Origin of the sequence: Rhizobium sullae, from assembly GCF_025200715.1 — a bacterium.
In the GTDB taxonomy this organism is placed as follows: Bacteria; Pseudomonadota; Alphaproteobacteria; order Rhizobiales; family Rhizobiaceae; genus Rhizobium; species Rhizobium sullae.
In genome coordinates this window covers 121740-147042 of the sequence record NZ_CP104143.1, presented here as the reverse complement: position 1 = coordinate 147042, position 25303 = coordinate 121740, and the positions used below count along the sequence as shown (strand labels likewise).

Here is a 25303-nt window from a genome sequence, read left to right as displayed (position 1 = left end):
ACTATGTACTCCGTTTACCAGCGACGCTCAAAGCGCCGGCGCAAGAGGATGGCTCCGAGGTTCATGACGATCAGGAACAGGAGCAGGACGATAATGGCGCCAGACGTGCGCTCGACGAATGCGCGTTCGGCTTCGTTGGCCCACATGTAGACCTGTACCGGCAGCGCCGTGGACGGGTCGAGCGGGGTGCTCGGCGCGCTGGCGACGAAGGCGACCATGCCGATCAGGAGAAGCGGTGCGGTTTCTCCGAGCGCGTGTGCCAAACCGATGATGGTGCCGGTCAGAATACCGGGCATCGCAAGCGGCAGGACGTGGTGGAACACCATCTGCATCTTCGAGGCGCCGAGGCCGAGCGCCGCCGCGCGGATCGACGGCGGGACAGCGCGCAGTGCTGCGCGGGTGGCGATGATGATCGTCGGCAGCGTCATAAGCGTCAGCACCAAACCGCCGACCAGTGGGGCCGAGCGTGGCAGGCCGGCGAAGTTGATGAAAACAGAAAGACCGAGCAGACCGTAGACGATCGAGGGAACGGCAGCGAGGTTGTTGATGTTCACCTCAATCAGGTCCGTCACCTTGTTCTTGGTCGCGAATTCCTCAAGGTAGATCGAGGTGCCAACGCCGATCGGCAGCGACAGAACGAGAACGATCAGCATCAGGTAGAGCGAGCCGACAAGAGCGACGCCGAGGCCGGCGGCTTCAGGACGGCTGGAGTTGCCATGGGTGAAAAGTCCGGTGTTGAACTCCTTGAAAAGCGCTCCGTTCGCCTTCAGCTCGTTCATCCAGCCGAGCTGCTTGTCGTTCACCTTACGGTTCTTCTCATCGACGGCAAGGTCGATCTGGCCCTTGTTGGCGCTGTCGACATTGGCGTCGGCCAAAACGGTCACATTGACGGTCTTGCCGATGATCGACGGGTCGGCGACAACCATGTCACGCAACTGGATCGGCGCGCTCTTGGAGAGCATCGCCGTCGCCCCACGGACATCCGGGCGGCTGGAGGCGTTGATGTTCAACTCCTTGACAAGCGCATCACGCAGCAGCGCGCCGTAATTGGCTGCAATCAGCACCGACGGATCGGTGGCCCGCTTGTTATCCGGGTCGATGGTCTTTTCAGTAAATTCGACCGGAAGCGAGATCACCGTCTGCTGGAAGGCAGTGTAGCCGTTGCGGATGACCGTCGACAGCAGGAACGCCAGGAAAATCAGGCCGAAGGAGATAGCGGCAATGCCATAGGCCCTGAAACGGCGCTCCGCAGCATAACGGCGCTTGATGCCGATATCGCGGCGCTCTGGCGCCTTGGAAATGGTGCCTGCAATGGGGGAAACAATATTCGTCATTCGTACTGCTCCCGGTATTTGCGCACGATGTAAAGCGCGTAGATGTTAAGGCAAAGCGTGATGAAGAAGAGCGTGATGCCAAGCGCGAAGGCGACCAGCGTCTGCGGCGAGGTGAATTCAAGGTCGCCGGTCAGCTGGTTGACGATCTTGACGGTCACCGTGGTCATCGGCTCGAAGGGATTGATCTGCATACGCGCAGCGACACCGGCGGCCAGCACGACGATCATGGTTTCGCCGATGGCGCGCGAGGCCGTCATCAGGAGTGCGCCGACGATGCCCGGCAGAGCTGCCGGAAGCACCACCCTCTTGATCGTTTCCGAGCGCGTGGCGCCGAGGCCTAGCGAACCATCACGCAGCGCGTGCGGCACTGCGGTGATGATGTCGTCCGACAGCGAGGAAACGTAGGGGATCAGCATGATGCCCATCACGATACCGGCCGTCAGAACGCTCTGCGCCTGAATGAAGTTGCCGTAATTGCCGGTGAGAAGGCCGTTCACTTGCGCAGACAGATCGCGCAGGAACGGGCCGACGGTAACAAGGGCAAAGAAGCCGTAGACGATGGTCGGGATACCGGCCAGAACTTCAAGAAGAGGCTTGGCGAGCGATCGAACCTTCGGGGAAGCATATTCAGCCATATAGATGGCGGCGAAAAGGCCAACCGGCACTGCGACCAGCATGGCAACAAAGCCGATATAAAGCGTGCCGAGCAGCAGCGGGATGAGGCCGAACTGACCGAAAGACGAGCCGCCTGCGCCGGCAAAACGCGGATCCCAGACCGTGCCGAAGAAGAAGTCGGTTGCCGGAACCGCTGCGAAGAAGCGGATGGCTTCGGACAGCATCGAAAAAACGATGCCGACCGTGGTCAGGATCGCAATGGATGATGCAACGAGAAGTGCCCAGAGCATAACACGCTCGACACGGTTGCGAGCCCGGAAGCGCGGCGCAATACCACGAAGCGCATAGAATGCGCCGCCGAGAGCGAGCACGAAGACAACCGCGGTCATGATCATGCGGCTGCCTGCGGCTTTGGCATTCAGTGTCTTCGCTGCATCGATCATGAAAGGCTGCGGCTCACCGGCGAGCGGAACACCCTTCCCGTTGAGTTTTGCCTGAATGGCTGCGGTATCGGAACCGAGCGCACTGATCTCATCTGACGTTAACAGGTTCATGCCGCGGGCGATGGTCGCGACCATGCTGTAGCTCAGATCCTGTTCTGCGGCGGTCTTCGCCTTCACGTCGTCGGGGAAAGCGTCGCGGACAGCGGATTCGACGATCCCCGGGCTTGCGGCGAGCCAGATGCAGAGAATGATAAGCGCAGGGAGAGTCGACCAGATGGCTGCGTAGGCACCGTAGTAGCCCGGCCGCGAATGAAGCGCGGACGGCTTGCCGCCGGCAAGCGCCATGGCACGGCTGCGAGCGGCCACATAGGCCAGCGCGCCAAGCACCACGAGACACAAGAGTATGATGGATGTGCTCATTCGTTACGTCCCCAGGCTCACGACCCAAAAGCACCCGCAGACCATCCTGCGCGGCTTCCCAATCATGGAGAAACTTGAAACCCTGCCGCCACTAGGCAAGGGGCAGAAGCAGTCGAATAAAATGCCGGCGCGGCCTCAGGCACCGCGCCGGCACAATCCATTACATGGTCTTTTCGGCTTCGACGTTCTTGCGGATCTCTTCGCGCTCTGCATCCGGAGCAGCGACGAGGCCGTATTCGACGAGCGGGCCCTCAGGACCGATCATCTGGTCGGAGACGAAGAAGTTCACGTATTCCTTCAGGCCGGGAACGGCGCCGAGATGTGCCTTCTTGACGTAGAAGAACAGCGGGCGGGAAACCGGATAGGTGCCGTTGGAGATTGTTTCGGTCGACGGAACGACGCCGTTGACAGTTGCAACCTTCAGCTTGTCGGCATTGTTTTCATAGAAGGAGAGGCCGAATACGCCGACGCCGGTCTTGTTGGCGGCGATGCGAGACAGGGTTTCCGTGTAGTCGCCATCGATGTCAACGGCGGCGCCGTCCTTGCGAACTGCGACGCAAGCCTTACCCTGGGCAGCCTTGTCGGAGATTTCCTTGGCGATAACGTCGGTGGCGCCGGAAGCCTTGCAACCTGCGGCAAGAACCTTTTCTTCGAAGACTTCGCGCGTGCCGTGCTTTTCGCCCGGAATGTAGGCGGCGATTTCAACGTCGGGAAGCTTCGGGTTTACTTCCGACCACTTCTTGTAGGGGTTGGCGACGAGCTTGCCGTCGACGACGACCTGAGCGGCGAGCGCCTTGTAGATGTCTGCCGGAACGTAGGCGACGTCCGAGTTGGCGGTGTCAGTTGCGAAGACGATGCCGTCATAACCGATCTTGACTTCCTGGATATCCGTTACGCCGGCTTTCTTGCATGCTTCGATTTCACTATCCTTGATTGACCGCGAAGAGTTCGCGATGTCGATCGTGTCTTCACCGACACCCTTGCAGAATTCCTTGAGGCCTGCGCCCGAGCCGCCGGATTCGACGATCGGCGTCTTAAAGTTCGAGAACGTTTCGCCGAAGGATTCGGCAACGATCTTCGCATAAGGCAGGACGGTGGACGAGCCGGCGACCTGAATCTGGTCACGGGCGGCGGCGGCGCCTGCGAAGGCGACGGTGGCAGCGAGTGCTGCAACGGTTAGCTTAAGAGTGTTCATCAAAATCTCCCGGCATGGGCTTGTGTGAGCAGGGCCCCAGGCCCTCGCATTGCCTTTTTCATCGGCAGCATCTCTTTACTGCCTGATGCCAAGAGCTTTTATGTCATTTTGATGAAACATTTATGACAGTTTAGGCAATTGATTTTAAAAGGGAAAACTGCATCCACCGACCGACGCTCTTCAGTTTTATGTCAAAAACGCACGGTGAAGTCCGTTCCCCTGCCGATTTCGGACTTGACGATCAGCCGTGCGCGATGGCGCGTCAGGATATGCTTGACGATCGCAAGCCCAAGACCGGTGCCTTTTTTGGAGCGGCTGTCCTCAATACTGACGCGATAAAAGCGCTCCGTGAGGCGTGGCACATGCTCCGCGGAAATGCCCGGCCCTTTGTCCGCAACGCTGACTTCGATCGCTTCGCCAGGCGCACTCCTGACCCGGACATCGACGACCTTGCCTTCCTGGCCGTACTTGCAGGCGTTCTCCATAAGATTTTCGAAAACCTGGACCAGTTCGTCGCGGTCTCCGAGAACCTCTGCCTTACCTTCCGGCAAATGCAGGTTGATCTCGACACCGACATCCTTGGCGAGCGGTGCAAGCGAGTCCCTGACATGGCCAAGCAGCGGCACGAGATCGACCTTTTCGTCGGGTGCGATATGCGACTTGAGCTCGAGGCGGGAAAGCGAGAGGAGGTCATCGACGAGGCGGCTCATGCGCGTCGTCTGGTCAAACATGATGCCGAGGAAGCGCTCCTGCGCCTTCGGATCATTCTTTGCCGGACCCTGGATCGTCTCGATGAAACCGCGGAGCGACGCAAGCGGGGTTCGCAGTTCATGGCTGGCGTTGGCAACGAAATCCGACCGCATGCGGTCGATGCGCCGCACTTCGGAAATGTCGCGGAAGGAGAGCAGAAAGAGGCGCTCGCCGCTCCCGGCGCCACCGAAATCGATCGGCGCACTGCGCACGATATAGACGCGCTCCGACGGCAGGCGCTCGGAATGCTCGATCTGGTTGGGCGTATTGGTGGCGATCGTCTCTCCCACCATGTCCAGAATGCCTGGCGAGCGTAAGCGGGCGGAAATATGCGCGCCGATCACCACTTCGCCGAAGGCTTTTTCCGCGGCGCGATTCTGGAAGAGAACCGAGGCGTCGCCTGAAAGGAGCATCACGGGAATGTCGAGGCCGGCCAGCGTCGCGGAGACGGCGGGCACCAGGCTTGCAGGTGCCTCGGGTTCGATTTCCGGCGCCTCCGCAAGCTTGGCCTGCACTGCTGGCATGCTGTTTAGCAGCACAATTCCGATCATGAAGACAACGAGCGCCAGCACCGCCCATTTGTTCATGCCGGCCGCAAGCGTAATGAGGCCAATGACGATCGCCGCAAGCAAGACCGTTCGCTGCTGCCGGATGCGGGCCATGAGCCCCGTTGTCCATGGCGTTTCGTCTTCCAAGTGTGCCTCGTGCGCCGCAAATCGAGTCGTTCTTATGGTTTCGAACTTTGCCTGATAGCCGGGATTCATGACAGAAGTTTTCAGTTACTGCCACTAATCGCAAAAGCTGCAACCGAAACGCACAGAAATTTCCCTCTCGCGATGGATTTGATTTTCAACGGAAAATGTGATCGCCTGCGAGGAAAGCCGCAGCCCGAGGAGGAAATATGGCCGAAGCTGTAGAAAGCCGCGCGGTTGAACTGGACATCAGGGGCAAGAAGCGCGTCTTCGATGTCGACGATCCGGCGCTTCCGGATTGGATCGATGAGTGGGCGCTGGAATCCGGGGAGTTCCCTTACAAGAAAAAGCTGAAAGAGGAAGAGTACCTCGAAGAGCTGGAAAGGTTGCAGATCGAACTGGTCAAAGTGCAGTTCTGGCTGCAGGCAACCGGCAAACGGGTGATGGCGCTCTTCGAAGGCCGCGATGCGGCTGGTAAGGGCGGCGCGATATCGGCCTCCTCCGCCCACATGAACCCGCGCCTTGCCCGCGTCGTCGCACTCGCCAAGCCAAATGACCGCGAACTCGGCCAATGGTATTTTCAGCGCTACATCGCGCAGTTTCCGACGGCCGGCGAGTTCGTTCTCTTCGACCGTTCCTGGTACAACCGCGCGGGCGTCGAGCCGGTCATGGGGTTTTGCACACCGAAGCAATATGAGGATTTTCTCAAGCAGGCGCCGCAGCTGGAAAAGATCATTGCCCACGAAGGTATTCACTTCTTCAAGTTCTATCTGGATATCGGCCGCGAAATGCAGCTGAAGCGCTTCCACGACCGCAGACACGACCCGCTGAAGATGTGGAAGCTTTCCTCGATGGATATCGCGGCGCTCACCAAATGGGGCGACTACAGCGAGAAACGCGACCGGATGCTTAAGGAAACGCACACGGAATTTGCGCCGTGGACGGTCATCCGAGCCAACGACAAACGGCGGGCGCGGCTCAACCTCATCCGTCACATGCTGAAGAAAATGGATTACGACGGCAAGGACGAAAAGGCGGTCGGCGATCTCGACGACAAGATCATCGGCGCAGGGTCCGGCTTTCTGAAATAAGGGTCACTGCCCCGGCAAAATGCGCACGGCGTAAAGGTTGATGCCCCGCGCCTTGCCGTCGACATCGCTGTTGATCATCAGCCTGCCGTCGGCATTCGGCGCCAGCGACCGGTCGAAGGTAACCTGAAGCAGTGCGTCGGATTTTTCACGCGTGACGCTGAAGCGATGGCGGGCGCAATTGCCGAGCGTCTGGAAATTGCACTCGACCGTGACCTGTGTCGGCTCGTCGCTCGTCGACTGCAGCGTGATCGCAATCGTCGAAGACTTGCCGGCGAGTTGCTGAAGCACGTCTCTCGGAACGCTGATGCCGATATTGCCATCGGCGCCGTTGCTTTCCGAGATCAACCGAATGGCCGGACCGTCGTTTTCGGCGATGTTTTCCGTCCGTGCCCGCGGGCCGCTTTCGATCCCGGCGGCGTCCGAAGGCTTGAATATCTCGATCCATTCCGCAGAAAAGCTGTTCTGCGGATCGATCGTCACCGGCTGATCGACATGCGGCGCCGTGTTCGAAGCATTTTCGTCCGCACCATCGAAATCTTCCGGCTCGGTACTGGCAGGCGGGTTGGCGACGCTAGTGTCGCGCTCGGCCGCCGTCAGGAAGAGGCCGGACTTATAGGCCCACCAGGCCCCCATGCCGATGAAGGCGATCAGCACGCACCAGACGAGCAGCCGAGAGAAGAATTTCCGCGGTTTGCGGCGCTTCGCAGCCCCCTCCGGCCGGAAATCCATATGGGCAGCGGTCCGGCTTTCGGCTGCGAAACGTTCGCTGGCCTGAGGTGCGGCACCGAGATGATCGGTCGCGGCAGCGTGGACGTCATCAAGCCTCGACTCGTCATAGACGGGCCTTGCCGAATAGCCTCGTGTTTCACCGCCGACCTGAGGCGCGTCATCTTCAAAGCGCTCGTCGCGCCGGACCGGCGGCGGGATCTCGGCAACGGGTGGAACGGGCACTTCCGGCGGCCCCTGGCGCGGATGCAGACGCTCGCGTTCTTCGGCCTCGATCATGTGAATGGTCGTTTCGAGCCGATGGCGATGATGCGCAATCGCTTCCCGGTCGGTGATATCCTGCTTGCGAAGGCCGGCCTCCAGCGCCTGGCGGGCCGATTGATAAATCCTTGCGCGGACTTCCGGATTATCGCGATCGGAGTTGTTAAGCGCCGTTCTGATTGCCGTTTCTAATCCGCTCACATCCGATCCTTCATGCTGGCATCAGGCATCACCCTGAAATCTTTACAAATGCCTAACAAAACTCGGTAGCGTCAATGGCTGAAAACCGCAAGTCTTGCGGCTGGCAGCATGCCGCATCGCAGGGAATAAATATGGCCTTTAGGCCGCGCTTGCCCACTCACCCGGATAGCCGATCTTCCAGGAATCGACAGATCGGCACTCAAGCACGCTCTTTTCCTCGTTCATCAAGTCTGCTATCAAATTGACGTTTTCGTAAACGTCAATTTTAATGGTGAACGCTGTGGCTCTTCCTAAAATCCTCACGGAAAATCTGAGACTGCCGGTCCTTGCTTCGCCGCTCTTTATCATCTCCCACCCGGCTCTGACATTAGCGCAATGCAAGGCAGGCGTGATCGGCGCCTTCCCAGCGCTGAATGCCCGCCCCGAAAGCCAGCTCGACGAATGGCTGGCAATGATCACCGAAGACATCGCAACCTATAACGCCGCCAACCCAGACAGGCCCGCAGCACCCTTTGCCGTCAACCAGATCGTCCATATGTCGAACAAGCGGCTGGAGCACGACCTGCGTCTCTGCGTCAAATACAAGGTGCCGATCGTGATCTCTTCGCTGGGCGCAGTCCCCGAGGTGAACGCAGCGGTGCACTCCTACGGCGGTATCGTGCTCCACGACGTCATCAACAACCGCCACGCCAATTCGGCGATCCGGAAAGGTGCGGACGGGCTGATCGCTGTTGCGGCAGGCGCCGGCGGGCATGCCGGCACGCTGTCGCCCTTCGCTCTGGTGCAGGAAATCCGTGAATGGTTCGACGGGCCGCTGCTCTTGGCAGGCGCGATCGCCACCGGGGGCGCGATCCTTGCGGCGCAGGCAATGGGCGCGGATATGGCCTATATCGGAACGCCGTTCATCGCGACTGGGGAAGCGCGCGCCACCGACGCCTACAAGCAGGCAATCGTTGCGGGTGCAGCAAGCGATATCGTCTATTCCAACTATTTTACCGGCGTGCACGGCAACTACCTGAAGCCATCGATCCAGGCCGTTGGCCTCGACCCGGACAACCTGCCGATGGCAGACCCGTCGAAGATGGATTTCGAACAGGCCGTAGGCGGCGCGAAGGCCTGGAAAGACATCTGGGGTAGCGGCCAGGGCATCGGCGCGATCAAGGCCGTCGAGCCGGTTGCCAAGCTTGTTGACAGACTGGAGGTCGAATACCGCGAGGCGCGCGCCCGCCTCGCGCTCTGAGCCGCGCCACCTTCCGCAGAGGGCGTCTTTTTTGCTGAAGGCACGACAGAGCGCTTGAAATCTTCAAACAATGCCTGTATCAGCGCCATGCAAATCGCGGGCCGCACAATTCGGCCGCTAGGTTGCCGCTTTAGCTCAGTCGGTAGAGCACATCATTCGTAATGATGGGGTCACGTGTTCGAGTCACGTAAGCGGCACCAGTCTTTCCAAGATCAGCTTCTTTTGACGAAAAGCAGGGGCCTGTTGGCGCTACCGCCTGCAATCAACCGCTTCCGGCGTCAATGCCCCGACGGCGGATGCGGCAGCATTCGTTGAAGGTCTTTCCGGAGCCACAGGGGCATGGATCGCCGCTGCGGCGCTGCAGGCGGCCGATCAGGGGGAGCGTGGCTGCGGAGGGCAGCAAGGCCGCGGCAAGGGCGACAAGCTTGGCCGAGATGCCGGGGACGACGAGGCGGCGGCCGGATTTGAAGCCGCGCCAGGCGCGTTCGGCCACGTAATCCGAGTTGAGTTTGGGCAATATCTTGAACAGTTGTGCCCGGCCTGCGCCGGATTTTTCGAGGAACTCGGTCGATACCGGCCCCGGCGCGACGCATGTGACCGTCACGCCCGTGCGGCGCAATTCCTGATGGAGCGCTTCCGAAAAGAAGCGCACGAAAGCCTTGCTTGCGTAATACAGGGCCATATTGGGCCCGGGCGTGAACCCGGCTATGGAGCCGAGATTGAGCACGCCGCCGCGCCCGCGCGCCGCCATTCCCGGCAGGAAGCGAAGGGTCAAGTCGCTGAGGGCGCGTATGTTGAGATCGATGATGCCAAGCTGATCATCCACGGGAAGTAGCGTCGCTGAACCGCGCAATCCGTATCCGGCGCTATTGACCAGAACATCGCAGAACAACCCCTTCGCAGACAGGAAGTCCTGCAGATGCGCCGAGGCATCGGCCGCAAGCAGATCCAATTCAAGCGTGAATGCTTCGCCGCCTTCCGCCCGCACCTCCACCGCGGTAGCAGCCAAGGCTTCCGGCGAGCGCGCAACAAGCACGATGGTGGCGCGCTCGCGGGCGACGACTTTGGCGATCGACCTGCCGATGCCACGCGACGCACCGACCACGACGACAGCCGGCCGAAACTCACTTTGCATAATCATGCCGCCGCCCCTGAAGACGACGTATCGGGAGCGCGGGCACCTTGCGAGGCGATATTCCTTACCTCGCTGGCGACTTCACCGTTCAATATCTTTTCGAATCGCTCCAGCGCCCGAGCGACATTGGCGCCGTCCATGACCCTGTGGTCGTAGTGGATGCGGACGGTGACCGATCCATCCGCCGAGATCGGGCCGTAGTTGAAGATCGTGGTCAAAGGCGAAAGCGGATTGAGGGATTCCGCCCCGAGACCGGAATAGACCGACAGCTGGAATGTGCCGAACCGGCGGGCGCGCTGCCGCCCGATATTCAGTCCGAGCCACATCAGCAGCCACCTTAAAGGCGCCGGCGCACGGGCAAACTTCAATGCGCGCCGGAACTCCTTGATCTCCAGCACCGGGCGCGAGCGCACCGCTTGGATCAGGGCCTCAATTTCGGCGATCGGCCGCCGCTCTGGGGCCTTGATAGAGTTCAGCAAGACGATTCGCTCGCCGTCATATTCGCGCTCATGGGCAATCGAGGCCACGCTTTCCGGGTATTCATAGAGCTGTGGCCTCGGAAACTTGACGTAAGCGCGCCTAAGATCCGGCGTCTCCTGAGAGAGAAGCGCGTACCCCTTCAAGAAGAGTACGGTCCAGGAGGGCTTGCTCGGCTGCGTGATTCTGGCTTCCTGGAGCGGGGCAAGGTTCATCTGCCGCTGCACGGTGACCCGCGGCACACTGATCGAGAACCGCATCAGATCCCCGACAAGGCGGCGCGCCGCCGAAAGCTTGATGGTCCGGCCTCTCATCATGCCTCCTCTAATAGAGATAGGGAATAATTCGCCTGGTCCGGTCCATGTAGGCGCGGTACTGCGGGCCGAAAATTTCGAGCATCATACGCTCTTCCTTGTCCACCCGTAGGAAGAAAAGGATTGCGAAGCCAGTCAAGCCTGCGAGCCCTACCACCCAATTGGACAGCAGAAAGGCCTGGCCAAGGGCCATGAGCAGGAAAGACGTGTACATGGGATGACGGACGAAAGCATATGGACCGCTACAAATCAGCTGATGCTGGTCGCGAATCTCCAGCGTGATCGACCAGTTGCGGCCGAGTTCCTTATGGGTCCTGCGAAAGACCCACATGGCGGTGGCAAAGAGTACCGCTCCGACGGCCACGGCCCAGGCGCGGGCCGGATAATCGGCTGCTTCCGGCATGCCGGTGGCGACATAGAATCCCGGCGCGATCGCAAGGCCTAGTAGCGCCGACGCAAGCCCGATCTTCTCTGTAGGCGAGCGGCGGTGGCTGACGACACGCACGCGTTTGGCGCGGCGCTCGAAGGGATATCGGATAACATACCAGGCAACGACGCCGAGCACCCATAGAATCTTGCCGACAACAGCTATGCTCAATTCAAGTCACCGGAGCCCTTCTGCGTCCTGCAATCGACTGGATGAAAGCGGTATAACAGCTTGCCGCCTCGCATTTAGGTATTCATTTCCCGAAGCTGCGTCACGAATTGTTGCGGACGGAGCCAGATGCTGGGTGCCTTATAGCCCATCGAGCGAGCGATTTCTGCTACGAAAGCGTTGCAATTGTAAACCGTAGCCTGCCAAAACTTGGACTTGGCTTTCAGCTTGCGTATGAAGGCAACGGTCTCGTTGTATTCGGATGGAGTCAGCAGGACTCGCCAGCTTGCCGACCTGTAGGCCTCCTCCAGATCACCGTCACTGGCCCCGGTTTCCGCCGGCACAGGCAGGAAGTGGCCGAGAACATAGGGACCCGCATCATTGGTCGCAGGAGCAAGCCCCGCGACTTCCGGATTGACCATCCCGCCGGCTTTGTTCAATCGCCCAAAAACCACGTAGGTGTGGCCGTAGCTCAGCGCATAACGCGAGCGGAATTCGACGAAGTATTGGCCTTCTCTTTTTTGCGATGATTCGCCAACCAACGCTCCGCGCGCGTCCGAGACGAATCGCGGCTGCGGAGGCTCGTCTTCTGTCTGGCATGATGTGAGCGCGAGAGCAAATAGTATTACAAGTGACAGATGGCCCTTAGCAAGCGTCATCGCTACACTTTATCTCCCGGATCGAGCGAGCAAAAACACTGCTCTGCTTACCGGCCAATCTTTGCACTGCAAGCTTTGAGGCAGGTCCAGCCCGGACTGCACGATGTGGGAAGGGCCACGAATGCCCCCTCCCATTCAGCAACAGTTAGTTGCTACTTATACACTGGTGCCGGCGCTGCTTCTGCTGCGGGCGGCGGGGCCTTCCCCTTGCCTTTACCGACCGCTCCGCAAGCGGTCAGGCTTGCGACGGAAAACAATGCAACCAGGCACATGATCAGAATTCTGCTCATCAGTAGTCCTCTCCTTAGCACGGAATAGGTTATCGAAGGCAACGCTTCTACTAATAGCGGCAAAATAGGCCTAAGCCAAGTGCAGAAAGGACACAACTTGCCTTCCGTGCGGCCCGGGCGCCTCATAATGCCTAACAGATCATGGCATTATCGACGCAAAATGTAAGCATCATATGACCAATACCGGCGTTCCCACCGGAACTCGGTTGTAGAGATCGACAATGTCTTCATTGGTCAAGCGAATGCATCCATTGGACACCGCCTGCCCTATCAACCACGGCTCGTTCGTTCCATGCAGCCGAAACAGAGTGTCCTGTCCGCCGCGGTAGAGATAAAGGGCGGCGGCGCCAAGCGGATTGTGCGGCCCACCCGAAACACCGCCGGCATACTGCGCCAGATGCGGCTTGCGCCGAATCATGCTGGCGGTGGGCATCCATGAGGGCCATTCCGCCTTGCGTCCGATGGCCGCTCTTCCCTTGAGCGTGAGCCCCTCCTCGCCAACGGCGACGCCATAACGCAGTGCGCTGCCGCCGCCTTCGACCAGATACAGGTAACGCTCGTAGGTGTTGACGACGATCGTTCCCGGCTGCTCGTTTCCGTTATACTGGACCTGCCGCCGCCGGTAGCGGGAACTGGGACGCGGTGTTGACGAAAACATCGACCCCACCTGCCATCCCGTCGTTGAAGCACATCCAGATACCATCAAGGCCAGACTGCCCAGCAAGAGCCCCCGGCGCGCAATGCGTTTTTTGTCCATCTCTACCTGCTAAGCAATCGATCGGCCCTTATCATCCGTCTTTAGCATCCCGCTGCCGACCGGCCAAGCCTCGCGTTAAAGATGAAAGGTACAAAAGCTTTTGTTCGCCTTGAGCACGCTCTGCCGGACCGGGCGCTGCCAACCGGGAGTGGAGGGCGAAGGACTGGCAAGACAAAGAGACCGCGGCTATGAAAGCTCTTGCATCAATAGCATGCCTCTGCTCGACTAGCAGCGGCGCAATGAGGAGGGACATGATGACGACGCCTGACTTTACGGGGAAAGTCGCGCTCGTAACCGGCGGAGGCTCCGGTATAGGTGCAGCCATTTGCCGGCAGCTCGCTGACGAAGGAGCGGAGGTTATTGTTGCCGATCTCGATGCTGACGCCGCACGCGACCTTGCCGCGGAGATCTGTTCGCAAGGTGGTCGGGCGCGGGACTTTGCGGTCGATGTCACGGACGCCGGGGCTGTGGAAAAGCTGATCGGCTACGCTGTCGAGACATGCGGCGGCCTGCATCTGGCGGTTAACAACGCGGGCGTAGACGGGCCGAGGAAGGCGACGGCAGACTACCCGCTCGACAACTGGCACAAGCTGATGGACGTCAACCTGAACGGCGTTTTCTACTGCATGAAGTATGAGATTGCCTCCATGCTGCAACGCGGCGGAGGGGCCATCGTCAACATGTCTTCAGCCCTCGGTTCCGTTGGATTGCCATTTACGGCAGCCTATACGGCCGCCAAGCACGGAGTTGTCGGCCTGACCAAGGTCGCCGCAATCGAATATGCAAGACTAGGCATCCGCATCAATGCCGTCGGCCCCGGCTGGATCGAAACACCACTTCTGACCGAGCATCTGGCGATAGCGGGAAGCCGGCGTATGGAAGCGCTTCAGCCGATGGGCAGGCGCGGCCGGCCAGAGGAAGTCGCAGCGCTCGTTTGCTTCCTCCTGTCTGAGAAGGCAAGCTTCATCACCGGAAGCTACCATCTCGTGGACGGGGCTTACACCGCCCATTAGCTGCGTCTGTGAGCCGGTTGCCTAACTTGCCGCCACTTCGGCAAGATTCTGCGGCAGCGACTGAAGGAGGGTCTGGCGTGCAGAACGCAGATGCAGGCGGCAAGAAAAGTCGATTGCCGCCTGATCGCGCGATTCCAGCGCCGCGATATAATCGAGATGCTCGTGGATGGCACGTTCGTTGCGCTGGCGGGCAAACGCCTTGTTCCACTGGTAGTGATAGTGGAAGATGATCGCGATCGCATCGTAGAAGTCCGCGATGAAACGGTTCTTCGCGGCGGCATGGATCAAGAGATGGAAGCGCTCGTCAAGGGCTGAGAATTCCTTGAAGCGCGCAGAAAAATCGTTGAGCATCGCATGATGCTCGGCCTTGATATCGGCCAGCGCCGTCCAGGCTTCGCTTTCGATAGGCAGTCTACCAAACTCGGCGGCCGAATGCAGCTCGAACATTTCGCGGACATCCGCGAGTTCCAGTGCGAATTCGCGAGTGAAGCCCTTGAGGATCCAGTGGCTGTTGGGGCGCTTTTCAATAAGGCCGAAGCGCGAGAAACGGATAAGGAATTCGCGGACGCTGGTCGTGCCGGTGCCGATCTCTCGGGCCAGTTCCAGCTCGTTGATCTGCATGCCGGGCGCGGCATCATCCGACAGAATGCGCTGCATGAAGCTGCGCTCGATGATGTCGTGCAGCGAATCCGTCTCCTCGGAGGGAAAGAGATCTTTCTCGGTCGGAACACGCAGAACGATTTTCTGGCGCTTGTTCCACTGGATGATGCCTTCGTCGTTCAGGCGGGCCAAAATGGCCCGGGCCGTGCTGCGGCTGATACCGAGCTGCGCAGCGATTTCGGGTTCGGACGGCAAGGCTGCATCCTGGCGCAGAGCAGCGGCGTACCTGTTGTAAGCTTCCTTGAAGACCGTATTCTGTCTTGCCATGCCACCCCGCTCTTTCCCTGCATGACCTTTCGAACTTTGCAAAACCGCAAAGCCTGAGGCGCCAGGAACCAATCGATTGCGGCCTTTTCCGGCCGCCTGCGGCGTTTGCCTCCCTTGCCGACAGGAGTAATATTGCCGTTGACTTGAAAATGTTTATTGTAGATAAAAAACAAAATCAACGCGTTTTTCGCCGATGCAGCGGGCGCTTCCTCAGGGAGAAGACAATTGGACAAAATGCCTTGGCTCATCCTGTCTGCCGGAGACAACGTCGCCGTCGCAACGGCCGCGATCGAAGCCGGCGCAACCATTGCAGGTATCCTGACCCGGCAGAAAATCGAGCCCGGCCACAAGGTTGCGATTGCCGACATCCCGCTCGGCACAGCGGTGGTAAAATATGGCCAGGCGATCGGCCGCACCACGGCCGACGTGAAGGCCGGCGACCATATCCACAGCCATAACCTGCATTTCGAGAACGACCGTCTGGCGGCAACGGCAAATTCCGCGCCGGAAGCGGCGACGGCGGAAGACCGTGCGCGAACCTTCATGGGCTACCGCCGTGCCGACGGCCGCGCCGCGACCCGCAACTATATCGGCATTATCGCCAGCGTGAACTGTTCCACCACCGTCTGCCGCGCGATCGCAGACGAGGCCAATCGCACCATCCTGCCGTATTACGAGGGCATCGACGGCTTCGTGCCGATTGTGCATGACCAGGGTTGCGGCATGAGCTCCACAGGCGACGGAATGTCGGTCCTGCACCGCACGCTTGCGGGCTACACGCGCCATGTCAATTTCGGCGGCGTGCTGATGATCGGTCTCGGTTGCGAGGTGAACCAGTTGACGCTCTATGGCCAGAGCGGCGCGGGCAATTCCAAGCGGCATTTCAACATTCAGGATGCCGGTGGCTCGCGGCGCGCCGTCGAACGCGCCATGGGCATGCTCCGGGAGATCGCCGCCGATGTCGGCAAAGAGCGGCGCACACCGATTCCCATCAACGAGATCATCATCGGCCTTCAATGCGGCGGGTCGGATGGTTTTTCGGGTATTACGGCCAATCCGGCGCTCGGCGTCGCGGCCGATCTTCTGGCCGCTGCGGGTGGTACCGCGATCCTGTCTGAAACCTCTGAAATCTACGGCGCTGAGCATCTGCTGCGCAGCCGCGCGATCAATGAGGATGTGGCAAGGAAGCTCGATGACAAGATCGCCTGGTGGGAGAAGTATGTCGCGCTGCATGGCGCATCTCTCGACAACAACCCCTCGCCCGGCAACAAGCGTGGCGGATTGACGACCATTCTCGAAAAGTCTCTCGGCGCAGTCGCCAAGGGTGGACGATCGCCGCTGACGGCCGTCTACGGCTATGCCGAGCGTGTTACGGCACCGGGCCTCGTTTTCATGGATACCCCCGGATACGATCCGGTTTCCGCGACGGGGCAGGTCGCAGGTGGTGCAAACTTGATCGCCTTCACGACCGGCCGGGGCAGCTGCTTCGGCTGTCGTCCGGCGCCTTCGATCAAGCTCTCCAGCAATTCGGCGCTCTATTTGTCGATGGAGGAGGATATGGATATCGATTGCGGCACGATCGCCACTGGCGATGCCACGATCAGCGGCAAGGGGCGCGAAATTTTCGACCTCATCATCGATACGGCTTCCGGCAAGAAGACGAAGAGCGAGGAGTTCGGCTACGGCGACAACGAATTCGTGCCGTGGCATTTGGGAGCAACGCTCTAAGATAGAGTTCGGCTCTTCACGGAGGGAAGATGAAGACGAGGAAGATCGGCAAGACGGAACTCAAGGTCACCGAAATCAGTTTTGGTGCGGCGGCTCTTGGCGGCCTGTACCGCGCCTGCCCGCGCGAACAGGCTATGGAGACGTTGGAGGCTGCCTGGGCGAGCAACATCCGCTATTTCGACGTGGCGCCCTGGTATGGGCTTGGCCTTGCCGAACGCCATGTCGGCGATTTCCTGAGGGCGAAGCCCGAGAACGAATACGTGCTCTCCACCAAAGTCGGCCGGCTTTTGCGGCCCGTGCCAACGGGCACCGTGCCGGATTACGGCTATGTCGACCCCCTCTCCTTTGATGCCGATTACGACTATTCTTATGACGGCATCATGCGATCCGTCGACTTCAGCTATGCACGCCTCGGTCTCAACCGGATCGATATCCTTTATGTGCACGACATCGGTGTTTACACGCATGGTGCCGCGAGGAATGCCATCCACCTGAAAAATTTTCTCGAGTCCGGCATCAAGGCGCTTGAGCAGCTGAAGTCGTCGGGCGCGATCAAGGCTTTCGGCCTAGGCGTCAACGAGGTCCCTGTCTGCCTCGACGTCATGCGCAACGCCGACATCGACGTGATCCTGATGGCCGGGCGCTACACGCTGCTCGATCGCTCCGCTGTGGCCGACCTCCTGCCGCTCTGCCGTCAGAAAGGCACGTCTCTGGTCGTTGGCGGTGTTTTCAACTCCGGCATCCTTGCAACCGGTCCGGTGCCGGGCTCGCATTTTGATTATATGCCCGCCACACCGGACGTGCTTGCCAAGGTGGGTGCGATGGAAGACATCGCCAAACGCCACGGCGTTCCGCTTGCAGCCCCTGCGCTGCAATTCCCGCTCCGCGATGCAGCCGTTTCTTCCGTGCTGATCGGCACGGCGAAAGCGTCCAGCCTCGAACGCAACATGGAACTCTTCGAGCCCGCACTACCCGATACAATCTTCCCTGAATTCGACCCCCTGACACTCGTCGCGCCGCCGCTCGGCGAAGACGCCGTGCGCGTTTAAGGACCAGACGATGCTCAAAGGAATTCACCCTGTTCTCAGCCCGGATCTTCTGCGCGCCATAGCGCGTATGGGGCATGGCGATGACATTGTCATTGCGGACGCCAACTTTCCCTCCAGCACTATGGGCCCGGATGTGATTCGTGCCGACGGCGTAACGGCGACGGAAATGGCCGAAGCCATCTTGACGCATATGCCGCTGGACACGTTCGTTCCGGAAACGGCGTGGCGCATGGAGGTCGTCGGCGATCCCGGGGCCATGCCGGAGGTTTGCATCGAGTTCCAGGAGATCGTGAACAAGCGGGCTGGCGATTTCAGGATCGCATCGCTTGAACGCTTCGCATTCTACGAACGAGCCAGGAAGGCCGCGTATATCGTCGCGACAACCGAATTCCGGCTGTATGGAAATCTTATTCTGAAGAAAGGCGTCGTGCATCCGCATGAAGTCTATCGCGGCTGAGCTTTATTTTAGAATGCAGTTTAATTTATTTAAAAACAGGAGCTTGAGAGTATAGTCGAAACACTCGCAGCCGGCCTCCAGCCACTTGCAATTTGAAAGGGTCTCGGCTAGCTTCCTTCTGTAACTGTTTTTTATCGATAAAAAATCGTCCGCCTGCGTTCAGCGGTCTGGTTTCTTGGAGGAGAACGCACCTTGAGAGGAGAACCCACATGCGCATGAAATCCATTCTGTCCCGTCGAGCCTTTACGGCTCTCGCGGGCGCCGCCGCCATCGCAACTGCAATGCCGTTGCCGTCCTTCGCAGCCGACGTGACGATCCCGATCATCGTCAAGGATACGACGTCCTTCTACTGGCAGATCGTGCTCGCCGGCGCCCGCAAGGCCGGCAAGGATCTCGGCGTCAACGTGCCGGAACTGGGCGCGCAGGCCGAATCCGACATCAACGGGCAGATCAGCATTCTTGAAAACGCCGTCGCCGGCAAACCAGCCGCCGTCGTCATTTCGCCGACCGAATTCAAGGCGCTCGGCAAGCCGATTGACGAAGCCGCCAAATCGGTTCCGATCATCGGCATCGACTCTGCCGCCGATTCCAAGGCATTCAAGTCGTTCCTGACGACGGACAACGTTCAGGGCGGTCGTATCGCAGCTGACGGTCTGGCTGCTGCCATCAAGGAAATGACGGGCAAGGAAGAGGGCGAAGTGGTGATCCTCACCAATCTTCCGGGCGTCGGCTCGCTCGAGCAGCGCCGCGAAGGCTTCCTGGATCAGGTGAAGACCAAGTATCCCGGCCTGAAAGTCATTGTCGACAAATACGGTGACGGCCAGGCAACGACCGGCCTGAACATGATGACCGACCTGATCACGGCCAACCCGAACCTCGTGGGCGTCTTTGCCTCCAACCTGATCATGGCGCAGGGCGTTGGCCAGGCGATCGCTGAAAACAAGCTCGGCGACAAGATCAAGGTTGTCGGCTTCGACAGCGACGACAAGACGGTCGGCTTCCTCAAGGAAGGTTCGCTTGCCGCCCTCGTCGTTCAGGACCCGTATCGCATGGGCTATGACGGCGTGAAGACGGCGCTTGCCGTGTCCAAGGGCGAGAAGGTCGAAGAAAACGTCGACACCGGCGCTAACCTCGTCACGAAGGCAAACATGAGCGACCCGAAGATCGACGCTCTGCTCAACCCGAAGGTCAAGTAAGTACGAGCCCAGGCTGCGCGCGAGAAATCCCGCGCAGCCTTTTCTTCACCTGTGTTATCGTTTTGCCTGAGGGGCGCGGATCGCTGGTGAAGAGACAGCAATTCGTGAGGAGGAGACGTCCATGAGCCTGGAAGAGGTCAGTCATCGCCACGACGACAGCGCGACGCTCAAAGAAGCAGACCGCATTCCTGCGGGCTCACCGATCCTCGAGCTCAGGGCATTGCAGAAGAATTATGGCTACGTCCAGGCGCTAAAGCCCGCGACGATGACGTTTCTGGCCGGCGAAATTCACGCGATTGTTGGCGAAAACGGTGCGGGCAAATCAACTCTTATCAAGTTGCTGACCGGTGTAATCAGCCGAACCGCCGGTGAAATTTTCTGGTGCGGACATCCGGTTGCACTTGCGACGCCGAACGAGGCGATTGCGCGGGGTATCAACGCCGTCCATCAGGAAGTGGTGCTTTGCCCGCACCTGACGGTCGCGGCCAATCTTTTTCTCGGCGACGAAGTCAATCAATACGGCCTCATGCGAAAGAAGCAGATGGTCAGGATGGCGCAGGCCGTCCTCGACGATCTCGGCTTCGGCCTGCCGGCAAATGTCCTGCTGAGTTCACTCACCATCGGCCAGCAGCAGCTCGTTGCAACGGCACGCGCAGCCATGCGCGGCACCCAGTTCCTCATCTTCGACGAGCCGACGGCTTATCTTACCCGACAGGAATCCGCCCAGCTCTTCAAGCTCATCCGTCGCCTGCAGGGCGAGGGTGTGACGATCGTCTACATCAGCCACCGGATGGAGGAAGTCTTCGAGCTTGCCGACCGTGTCTCGGTGCTGCGCGACGGCACCCACGTCGGCACGCGCGCGATCGGCGAGACGAACGATGCGGAGCTGATCGCGCTGATGATCAACCGTTCGATCGAGCAGATCTATCACAAGGAAGATATTCCGATCGGCGAAACGATCCTGGATGTGCGCGGGCTTTCGGGACCGGGTTTCGAGGATGTGTCATTGACCGTGAAGGCCGGCCAGATCGTCGGGCTTTACGGCCTGATCGGAGCAGGACGCAGCGAATTCGCACTCGGCCTCTACGGCCGCGAAAAGAAGACGGCCGGCGAAATCCGCTGGATGGGTCAGCAGGTCGACATCAAGAACGAACGCACGGCGATGGAGCTCGGGATCGCGCTTGCGCCCGAGAGCCGCCGCGACCAGGGGCTCTGCCTCAACCTGTCTATCAGTCTCAACATCAACCTGCCGGTCTTCAAGAAGCTGAGCAAAGGCCCCGTCATCAGCCACAGCGAGGAAGCGCAGAATGCCGACCGGCAGATCCGCAATCTTTCGATCAAGACCCCGAGCCGCCGCGTGCTCGCGTCCAGCATGTCCGGCGGCAACCAGCAAAAGGTCGTCATCGGCAAATGGCTCAGCCACGGCGCGCGGCTGTTCATCTTCGACGAACCGACGGTCGGCGTCGACGTCGGCACCAAGGCCGAAATCTACCGGTTGTTTGCCAAGCTTCTAAAGGACGGCGCAGGCATTATCTTGATCTCGTCCTACCTGCCGGAAGTCTACGAGCTTGCCGACCGGCTGCATGTATTCCGCCGCGGCCAGTTGGTCGCAAGCCACGACTTCCACGCGGCGACACATGAAGAAGTGCTCGGCGAAGCGATCGGCGGCTGAGTAAAAGAATAAGAGGGAGAGAGAACCAATGACTGTAACCCCGTCGGAAATCGTCGCGCCGCCGCCGCGCCGAAAAGTGAACATCCTGTTTAGCTTGACCCTGATCGGGTTGCTTCTCTTCCTCTGGATCCTCCTCGGCATCGTCACCGTCAGCTTCTGGACGCCGCTCAATATATCGAACTTGCTACGGCAGGGCGCGATGACGGCAATCCTGGCGCTAGGCCAGACCTTCGTCATCATCACGGCGGGCATCGACCTATCCGTCGGCGCCATCGTCGGCTTTGCCGGGGTCATCCTCGCATGGCTTCTGCAGGCGGGGGTTCCGGTCTGGGCGTCCATCATCATCACGCTGCTGATCGGCGTCGGGATCGGAGCCTTTCACGGCTTCGGCATCGTCAAGATGGGTCTGCCGCCGTTCATCATCACCTTGGCGACGCTGACCTCGTTGCGCGGTATCGGGCTGCTCATTACCAACGGATCGACAATCAATATCGTCAACGAGCCTTTCACGAACTTCGCCCGCGCGAACTTCCTCGGCGTGCCGAGCCTCTTCTGGATGGTCATACTCGTCGCGGTTCCGTCCTTCATCTTCCTGCATCTGAGCCGCTGGGGCCGCTATCTCTTCGCGGTCGGCTCCAACCGCGAGGCGGCGCGCCTTTCGGGCGTGCGCGTCGACGGCATGATCTACCTCGCCTATATTCTCTCGGCGACCTTCGCCGCCTTTGTCGGCGTGCTGCTTGCCTCGCGCATCGCGATCGGCAACGCGACCCAGGCCGATGGCTGGGAGCTGCAGGCGATCGCCTCTTCCGTGATCGGCGGGACAAGTCTCTTCGGTGCGATCGGTTCCGTGCACGGCCCGCTGATCGGCGCCTTCATCCTGGCCACGATCAACAACGGCGCGAACCTGTTGAACGTCAACTCGTTCTGGCAGCGTATCATCACCGGCCTGCTGATCATCGTGATCGTCTATTTCGATCAGTTGCGCCGCCGCCGGAGCCAGTGAACGCGAAACATCGTGAAGCCAGTCCCGCGACCGGCTTCTTCATGTTCTGAATGCGAGATTCCTCATGAAAGCAGTGCTTTGCCAAAAGCCCGGCGTGCTCGAAGTGGTCGAGCGCCCCTCCCCCGGAACGCCTGAGCCCGGTTGGGTCCGGCTTGCCGTCAGACATGTCGGCATTTGTGGCACGGACTATCACATCTTCGAAGGCAAGCACCCCTTTCTCGAATATCCGCGCATCATGGGCCACGAAATCTCGGCAACCGTGCTCGAGGCGGGTGACGGCGTCGCCCTGGCTGCCGGAACGCCGGTGATCGTCAACCCCTATCTTTCCTGTGGCAACTGCGTTGCCTGCCGGCAAGGCAAACCGAACTGCTGCACGAATATCAAGGTGCTCGGCGTCCACACCGATGGAGCGTTCTGCGAAGAGATCACCGTTCCGGCCGGGAATCTCTATGCCGCGAAGGGCCTGAGCGTAGAGGCCGCCGCAACCGTGGAGTTCCTGGCCATCGGCGCACATGCCGTGCGTCGTTCCATGGCGCCTGCCGGTTCCCGGTCGCTTATCATCGGCGCGGGTCCGATCGGGCTTGGCGCGGCGATCTTCTCACGGATTGCCGGACACGACGTGACGCTGCTCGACACCAGTTCCGAACGGTTGCAGATGGCTTCGGAGCGATTCGGCTTCACGTCCGGCATTGTTGCAAATGACGGGACGGCGGAAGCGGTGAAAGCCAAGACGGACGGCGAAAGCTTCGATGCCGTTTTCGACGCCACAGGCTATGGTCCTTCGATGGAGAAGGCTTTCCGCTTCGTGGCGCATGGCGGCGCGCTGGTGCTGGTCAGTGTCGTGAAGGACGATATCCGCTTTTCCGACCCGGAATTCCACAAGCGCGAAATGATGGTGATCGGCAGCCGCAATGCGACGCGTGCGGATTTCGAGCATGTGGCGGATTCGATCGTCAAAGGTCTTGTGCCGGTCGACAAGCTGATCACCCACCGCACGACACTTGCGGACGCGCCGCGCGACCTCGCCCGCTGGGCACATGAAAAGACCGGCCTGATCAAGGCAGTCATCAAGGTCGGTGCTTAGGCTACATCGATCGCCTGGCGCATCTGCCGGACAACTGCAGTATCCGTCCGGTAGGAACCCGGCACCTCGAAACCGAAGGAGATGGCACGCGGATCCATGGTTGCAGCAGGCGAACTGCAGGAGCCATGGATCTCGCGGGCGCCCGTTGCGCGCAGAATTTCCGCAACATTGCCAGGGCGCACGCCGCTGCCCGGCATGATCGAAATCCGGCCGGCGGCCTTCGCGGAGAGACATCTCAGTGTTTCGAGGCCATCCATCGCTCTCGGCGTGCAGCCGGAGGTGAGGATGCGCTCGCAGCCGAGCTCGACGGCCTGCTCCAGTGCAACATCAGCATCCGGCACGAGGTCGAAGGCCCGATGCAGCGTCGAACCCAGACCGGCAGCATTAGCCTTCAAGCGGCGGATAAGCGGCATGTCCAGCGTGCCATCGGGACGGTTGGCACCGAGGACAACGCCGGCGAGGCCGAAAGCGCGCACGGCATCGATATCCGCCATCATTGCATCCTCGTCCACTGCGTCGAAGATGAAGGGGCCGGCATGCGGCCGGATCATAGCGTAAACCGGGATCGGCGCTGAGGTGGCGGCCTTCATGAGACCCGCGGCCGGTGTCAGGCCGCCCAGTTCAAGAGCCGAGCAAAGCTCGATGCGGCCCGCGCCGCCTTCGATTGCAGCAGCAAGGCCTTTCGGGCTATCCACGCACACTTCCAGCAAAACCGGCATCTTTTAATCTCCTTCATCCGCCGACACTCTCTTAGGCGACAGCAGCGGTTTTCGCGACAGGCTCCGAGATGATCTTGTGCACAGCTGCAGCAATCATGGCGCAGGCATCCGCCGATGCTTTCCGGTGATTGCAGGCGACATGATAGGAAATCGGGATATGTTCCGCGAGCTCGACGATACGCACGCGGTCGGCGATCGGCAGTGCGCTGACGCGTCCAAGGAACGAGACATAACCATGGCTTGCGACAAGATCGACGATGACCGGCAGTGAATCCGCCGCCATGATATCCTGGTTGCGAAAACGGCGGCTTACGGCGCGCTCGCGGCTCAACGCCGTTGCGGCATCGCCCAGGCCTGTCCGCTCGCTCGGCGTGCAGATGGGATGCCCGGCGACAAGATCAGCGACGGTCGATGCCGTACTTCCAGGCGGCGCGATTGCGACCAGATCGGTGCGAAGCAGCTCGCGATGCTCGAAGCCCTCCAACCCAAACACCGAATCCAGGATCGCCACGTCAATACGTCCGGATCTCAGGGCCTCCCGCAGATCGTCGGCGGTCATCGAGATCAGCGAGATGGCATTCTTGCTGCGCCCCGCATTCCAGTCGGCCACCAGAGCGCTCAGGCAGCGCGCAACCCAGCTTTCGGCACCGGTCGGAATGATCGACCCGATGCGTAGTGAGCGCGCCACCCGTCGATAGCGCTCATCGGCTGCCGATTTTAGATCATTCCAGGCCTGGCTCACCGCCGAAAAGATGCTGTAGGCCGACCTTCCCTTCCGGGTCAGCGCCGAGCCCTGCGCCTGACGTTCGAGAAGCTGATGCCCGATGAACTTCTCAAGATTGGCAATCTGCAATGAAAGTTGCGGCTGGCCAAGCCGAAGACGCCGGGCGGCGCGATTGATGCTGCCCTGATCCGCCACTTCCAGAAAGCGCTCGATCGTTACCGTCTTGATTGGAATGCGCGACGCCCAGCTTTCGAAGGCTACAGCAGGTTCGCCGGCGAGTTCATGGAGTTGCGCTATCGCGAGCATGATAGGCTGCAACCCGTCGAGCACCTTGCCGCTTGCGATTAGTTTGACGAGTTCTCCGGAACTGCGCTCGGTCAGCTTGATCGCAAGTTCGCTCTCAAGGTTGCTGACCGCCACCGATACCGTGGAAGCCGCGAGCGAGAAGCGCCGCGCGGTCTCGCGCACCGAACCCGAGGCGAGGACGTGGCTGGCGACAAAAAGAGCACCGAGATGCAAGGCATTCTCCGGAAGTG

Annotated in this window: 24 protein-coding genes and 1 tRNA gene; 11 read left to right on the top strand and 14 right to left on the bottom strand. The window is 60.1% G+C overall.

The window, feature by feature from the left end; genetic code table 11:
- Positions 1–14: 14 nt before the first annotated feature.
- The 4 genes from pstA to phoR form a co-directional block, all read right to left on the bottom strand.
- The gene (pstA, locus tag N2599_RS00715) at positions 15–1334 is read right to left on the bottom strand and encodes a phosphate ABC transporter permease PstA (protein WP_027510708.1); all 1320 of its coding nucleotides are present in this window, start codon (positions 1332–1334) and stop codon (positions 15–17) included.
- Positions 1331–2812 carry a phosphate ABC transporter permease subunit PstC gene (pstC, locus tag N2599_RS00710; protein WP_027510709.1) on the bottom strand — a complete coding sequence of 494 codons (1482 nt, stop codon included), beginning with the start codon at positions 2810–2812 and terminating at the stop codon, positions 1331–1333. Before pstC ends, pstA begins: the two co-directional genes overlap by 4 nt.
- A gap of 160 nt (positions 2813–2972) precedes the next feature.
- Complete coding sequence (locus tag N2599_RS00705) at positions 2973–4007, bottom strand: substrate-binding domain-containing protein (RefSeq protein WP_027510710.1); 1035 nt, start codon at positions 4005–4007, stop codon at positions 2973–2975.
- A gap of 191 nt (positions 4008–4198) precedes the next feature.
- Positions 4199–5419: a phosphate regulon sensor histidine kinase PhoR gene (gene phoR / locus N2599_RS00700; RefSeq protein ID WP_027510711.1), complete on the bottom strand. Its 1221-nt coding sequence runs from the start codon at positions 5417–5419 to the stop codon at positions 4199–4201.
- A 239-nt stretch (positions 5420–5658) separates the two neighbouring features.
- Between phoR and ppk2 the strand changes: the two genes are divergently transcribed.
- The gene (gene ppk2 / locus N2599_RS00695) at positions 5659–6540 is read left to right on the top strand and encodes a polyphosphate kinase 2 (RefSeq protein ID WP_027510712.1); all 882 of its coding nucleotides are present in this window, start codon (positions 5659–5661) and stop codon (positions 6538–6540) included.
- A gap of 3 nt (positions 6541–6543) precedes the next feature.
- Here ppk2 and N2599_RS00690 read toward each other — a convergent pair whose 3' ends face one another.
- Positions 6544–7728 carry a hypothetical protein gene (locus tag N2599_RS00690; protein ID WP_027510713.1) on the bottom strand — a complete coding sequence of 395 codons (1185 nt, stop codon included), beginning with the start codon at positions 7726–7728 and terminating at the stop codon, positions 6544–6546.
- Positions 7729–8008: 280 nt separating this feature from the next.
- Here N2599_RS00690 and N2599_RS00685 point away from each other — a divergent pair, with 280 nt between their 5' ends.
- The gene (locus N2599_RS00685) at positions 8009–8968 is read left to right on the top strand and encodes an NAD(P)H-dependent flavin oxidoreductase (protein WP_027510714.1); all 960 of its coding nucleotides are present in this window, start codon (positions 8009–8011) and stop codon (positions 8966–8968) included.
- Positions 8969–9092: 124 nt separating this feature from the next.
- A tRNA-Thr gene (locus N2599_RS00680) sits at positions 9093–9168 on the top strand.
- A 62-nt stretch (positions 9169–9230) separates the two neighbouring features.
- Here the strand turns inward: N2599_RS00680 and N2599_RS00675 are convergent.
- The 6 genes from N2599_RS00675 to N2599_RS00650 all read right to left on the bottom strand — a co-directional run bounded on the left by N2599_RS00675 (position 9231) and on the right by N2599_RS00650 (position 13195).
- Positions 9231–10109, bottom strand: coding sequence for an SDR family NAD(P)-dependent oxidoreductase (locus N2599_RS00675; RefSeq protein ID WP_027510715.1), 879 nt, complete (start codon positions 10107–10109; stop codon positions 9231–9233).
- Positions 10106–10894, bottom strand: coding sequence for a hypothetical protein (locus N2599_RS00670; protein ID WP_027510716.1), 789 nt, complete (start codon positions 10892–10894; stop codon positions 10106–10108). The genes N2599_RS00675 and N2599_RS00670 overlap by 4 nt, the downstream gene beginning before the upstream one ends.
- Before the next feature lie 10 nt (positions 10895–10904).
- On the bottom strand, positions 10905–11492 hold the full coding sequence (locus N2599_RS00665; protein ID WP_027510717.1) for a protein-S-isoprenylcysteine O-methyltransferase: 588 nt from the start codon (positions 11490–11492) through the stop codon (positions 10905–10907).
- 74 nt (positions 11493–11566) lie between these two features.
- Entirely contained in the window at positions 11567–12148 is a 582-nt protein-coding gene (locus N2599_RS00660) for a hypothetical protein (protein ID WP_027510718.1), read from the bottom strand.
- Between the two features lie 152 nt (positions 12149–12300).
- Entirely contained in the window at positions 12301–12438 is a 138-nt protein-coding gene (locus N2599_RS00655; RefSeq protein ID WP_084606495.1) for an ABC transporter, read from the bottom strand.
- 169 nt (positions 12439–12607) lie between these two features.
- Positions 12608–13195 (bottom strand): L,D-transpeptidase, encoded by a 588-nt coding sequence (locus tag N2599_RS00650; protein ID WP_027510719.1) that lies wholly within the window; start codon positions 13193–13195, stop codon positions 12608–12610.
- A gap of 254 nt (positions 13196–13449) precedes the next feature.
- Between N2599_RS00650 and N2599_RS00645 the strand changes: the two genes are divergently transcribed.
- Complete coding sequence (locus N2599_RS00645) at positions 13450–14208, top strand: SDR family NAD(P)-dependent oxidoreductase (RefSeq protein WP_027510720.1); 759 nt, start codon at positions 13450–13452, stop codon at positions 14206–14208.
- Positions 14209–14229: 21 nt separating this feature from the next.
- Here N2599_RS00645 and N2599_RS00640 read toward each other — a convergent pair whose 3' ends face one another.
- Positions 14230–15135, bottom strand: coding sequence for a GntR family transcriptional regulator (locus N2599_RS00640; RefSeq protein WP_027510721.1), 906 nt, complete (start codon positions 15133–15135; stop codon positions 14230–14232).
- A 225-nt stretch (positions 15136–15360) separates the two neighbouring features.
- On the opposite strand from N2599_RS00640, the gene N2599_RS00635 reads away from it, so the two are divergent.
- From N2599_RS00635 to N2599_RS00605, 7 genes are all read left to right on the top strand, one after another.
- Positions 15361–16863: a UxaA family hydrolase gene (locus tag N2599_RS00635; protein ID WP_027510722.1), complete on the top strand. Its 1503-nt coding sequence runs from the start codon at positions 15361–15363 to the stop codon at positions 16861–16863.
- 29 nt (positions 16864–16892) lie between these two features.
- Positions 16893–17912, top strand: a complete 1020-nt coding sequence (locus N2599_RS00630) for an aldo/keto reductase (RefSeq protein WP_027510723.1) — start codon at positions 16893–16895, stop codon at positions 17910–17912.
- Positions 17913–17922: 10 nt separating this feature from the next.
- Complete coding sequence (locus tag N2599_RS00625; protein WP_027510724.1) at positions 17923–18369, top strand: RbsD/FucU family protein; 447 nt, start codon at positions 17923–17925, stop codon at positions 18367–18369.
- Positions 18370–18578: 209 nt separating this feature from the next.
- Complete coding sequence (locus N2599_RS00620; RefSeq protein WP_027510725.1) at positions 18579–19565, top strand: ABC transporter substrate-binding protein; 987 nt, start codon at positions 18579–18581, stop codon at positions 19563–19565.
- 121 nt (positions 19566–19686) lie between these two features.
- Complete coding sequence (locus tag N2599_RS00615; RefSeq protein ID WP_027510726.1) at positions 19687–21237, top strand: sugar ABC transporter ATP-binding protein; 1551 nt, start codon at positions 19687–19689, stop codon at positions 21235–21237.
- Positions 21238–21265: 28 nt separating this feature from the next.
- On the top strand, positions 21266–22240 hold the full coding sequence (locus tag N2599_RS00610) for an ABC transporter permease (protein ID WP_027510727.1): 975 nt from the start codon (positions 21266–21268) through the stop codon (positions 22238–22240).
- Positions 22241–22304: 64 nt separating this feature from the next.
- Positions 22305–23324 (top strand): zinc-binding alcohol dehydrogenase family protein, encoded by a 1020-nt coding sequence (locus tag N2599_RS00605; RefSeq protein WP_027510728.1) that lies wholly within the window; start codon positions 22305–22307, stop codon positions 23322–23324.
- Here N2599_RS00605 and N2599_RS00600 read toward each other — a convergent pair.
- Together N2599_RS00600 and N2599_RS00595 are read right to left on the bottom strand one after the other, a co-directional pair.
- Positions 23321–24043, bottom strand: a complete 723-nt coding sequence (locus N2599_RS00600) for a copper homeostasis protein CutC (RefSeq protein ID WP_027510729.1) — start codon at positions 24041–24043, stop codon at positions 23321–23323. The genes N2599_RS00605 and N2599_RS00600 overlap by 4 nt on opposite strands.
- Positions 24044–24074: 31 nt before the next feature.
- Positions 24075–25286, bottom strand: a complete 1212-nt coding sequence (locus tag N2599_RS00595) for a LysR family transcriptional regulator (protein WP_027510730.1) — start codon at positions 25284–25286, stop codon at positions 24075–24077.
- Positions 25287–25303: the final 17 nt, after the last annotated feature.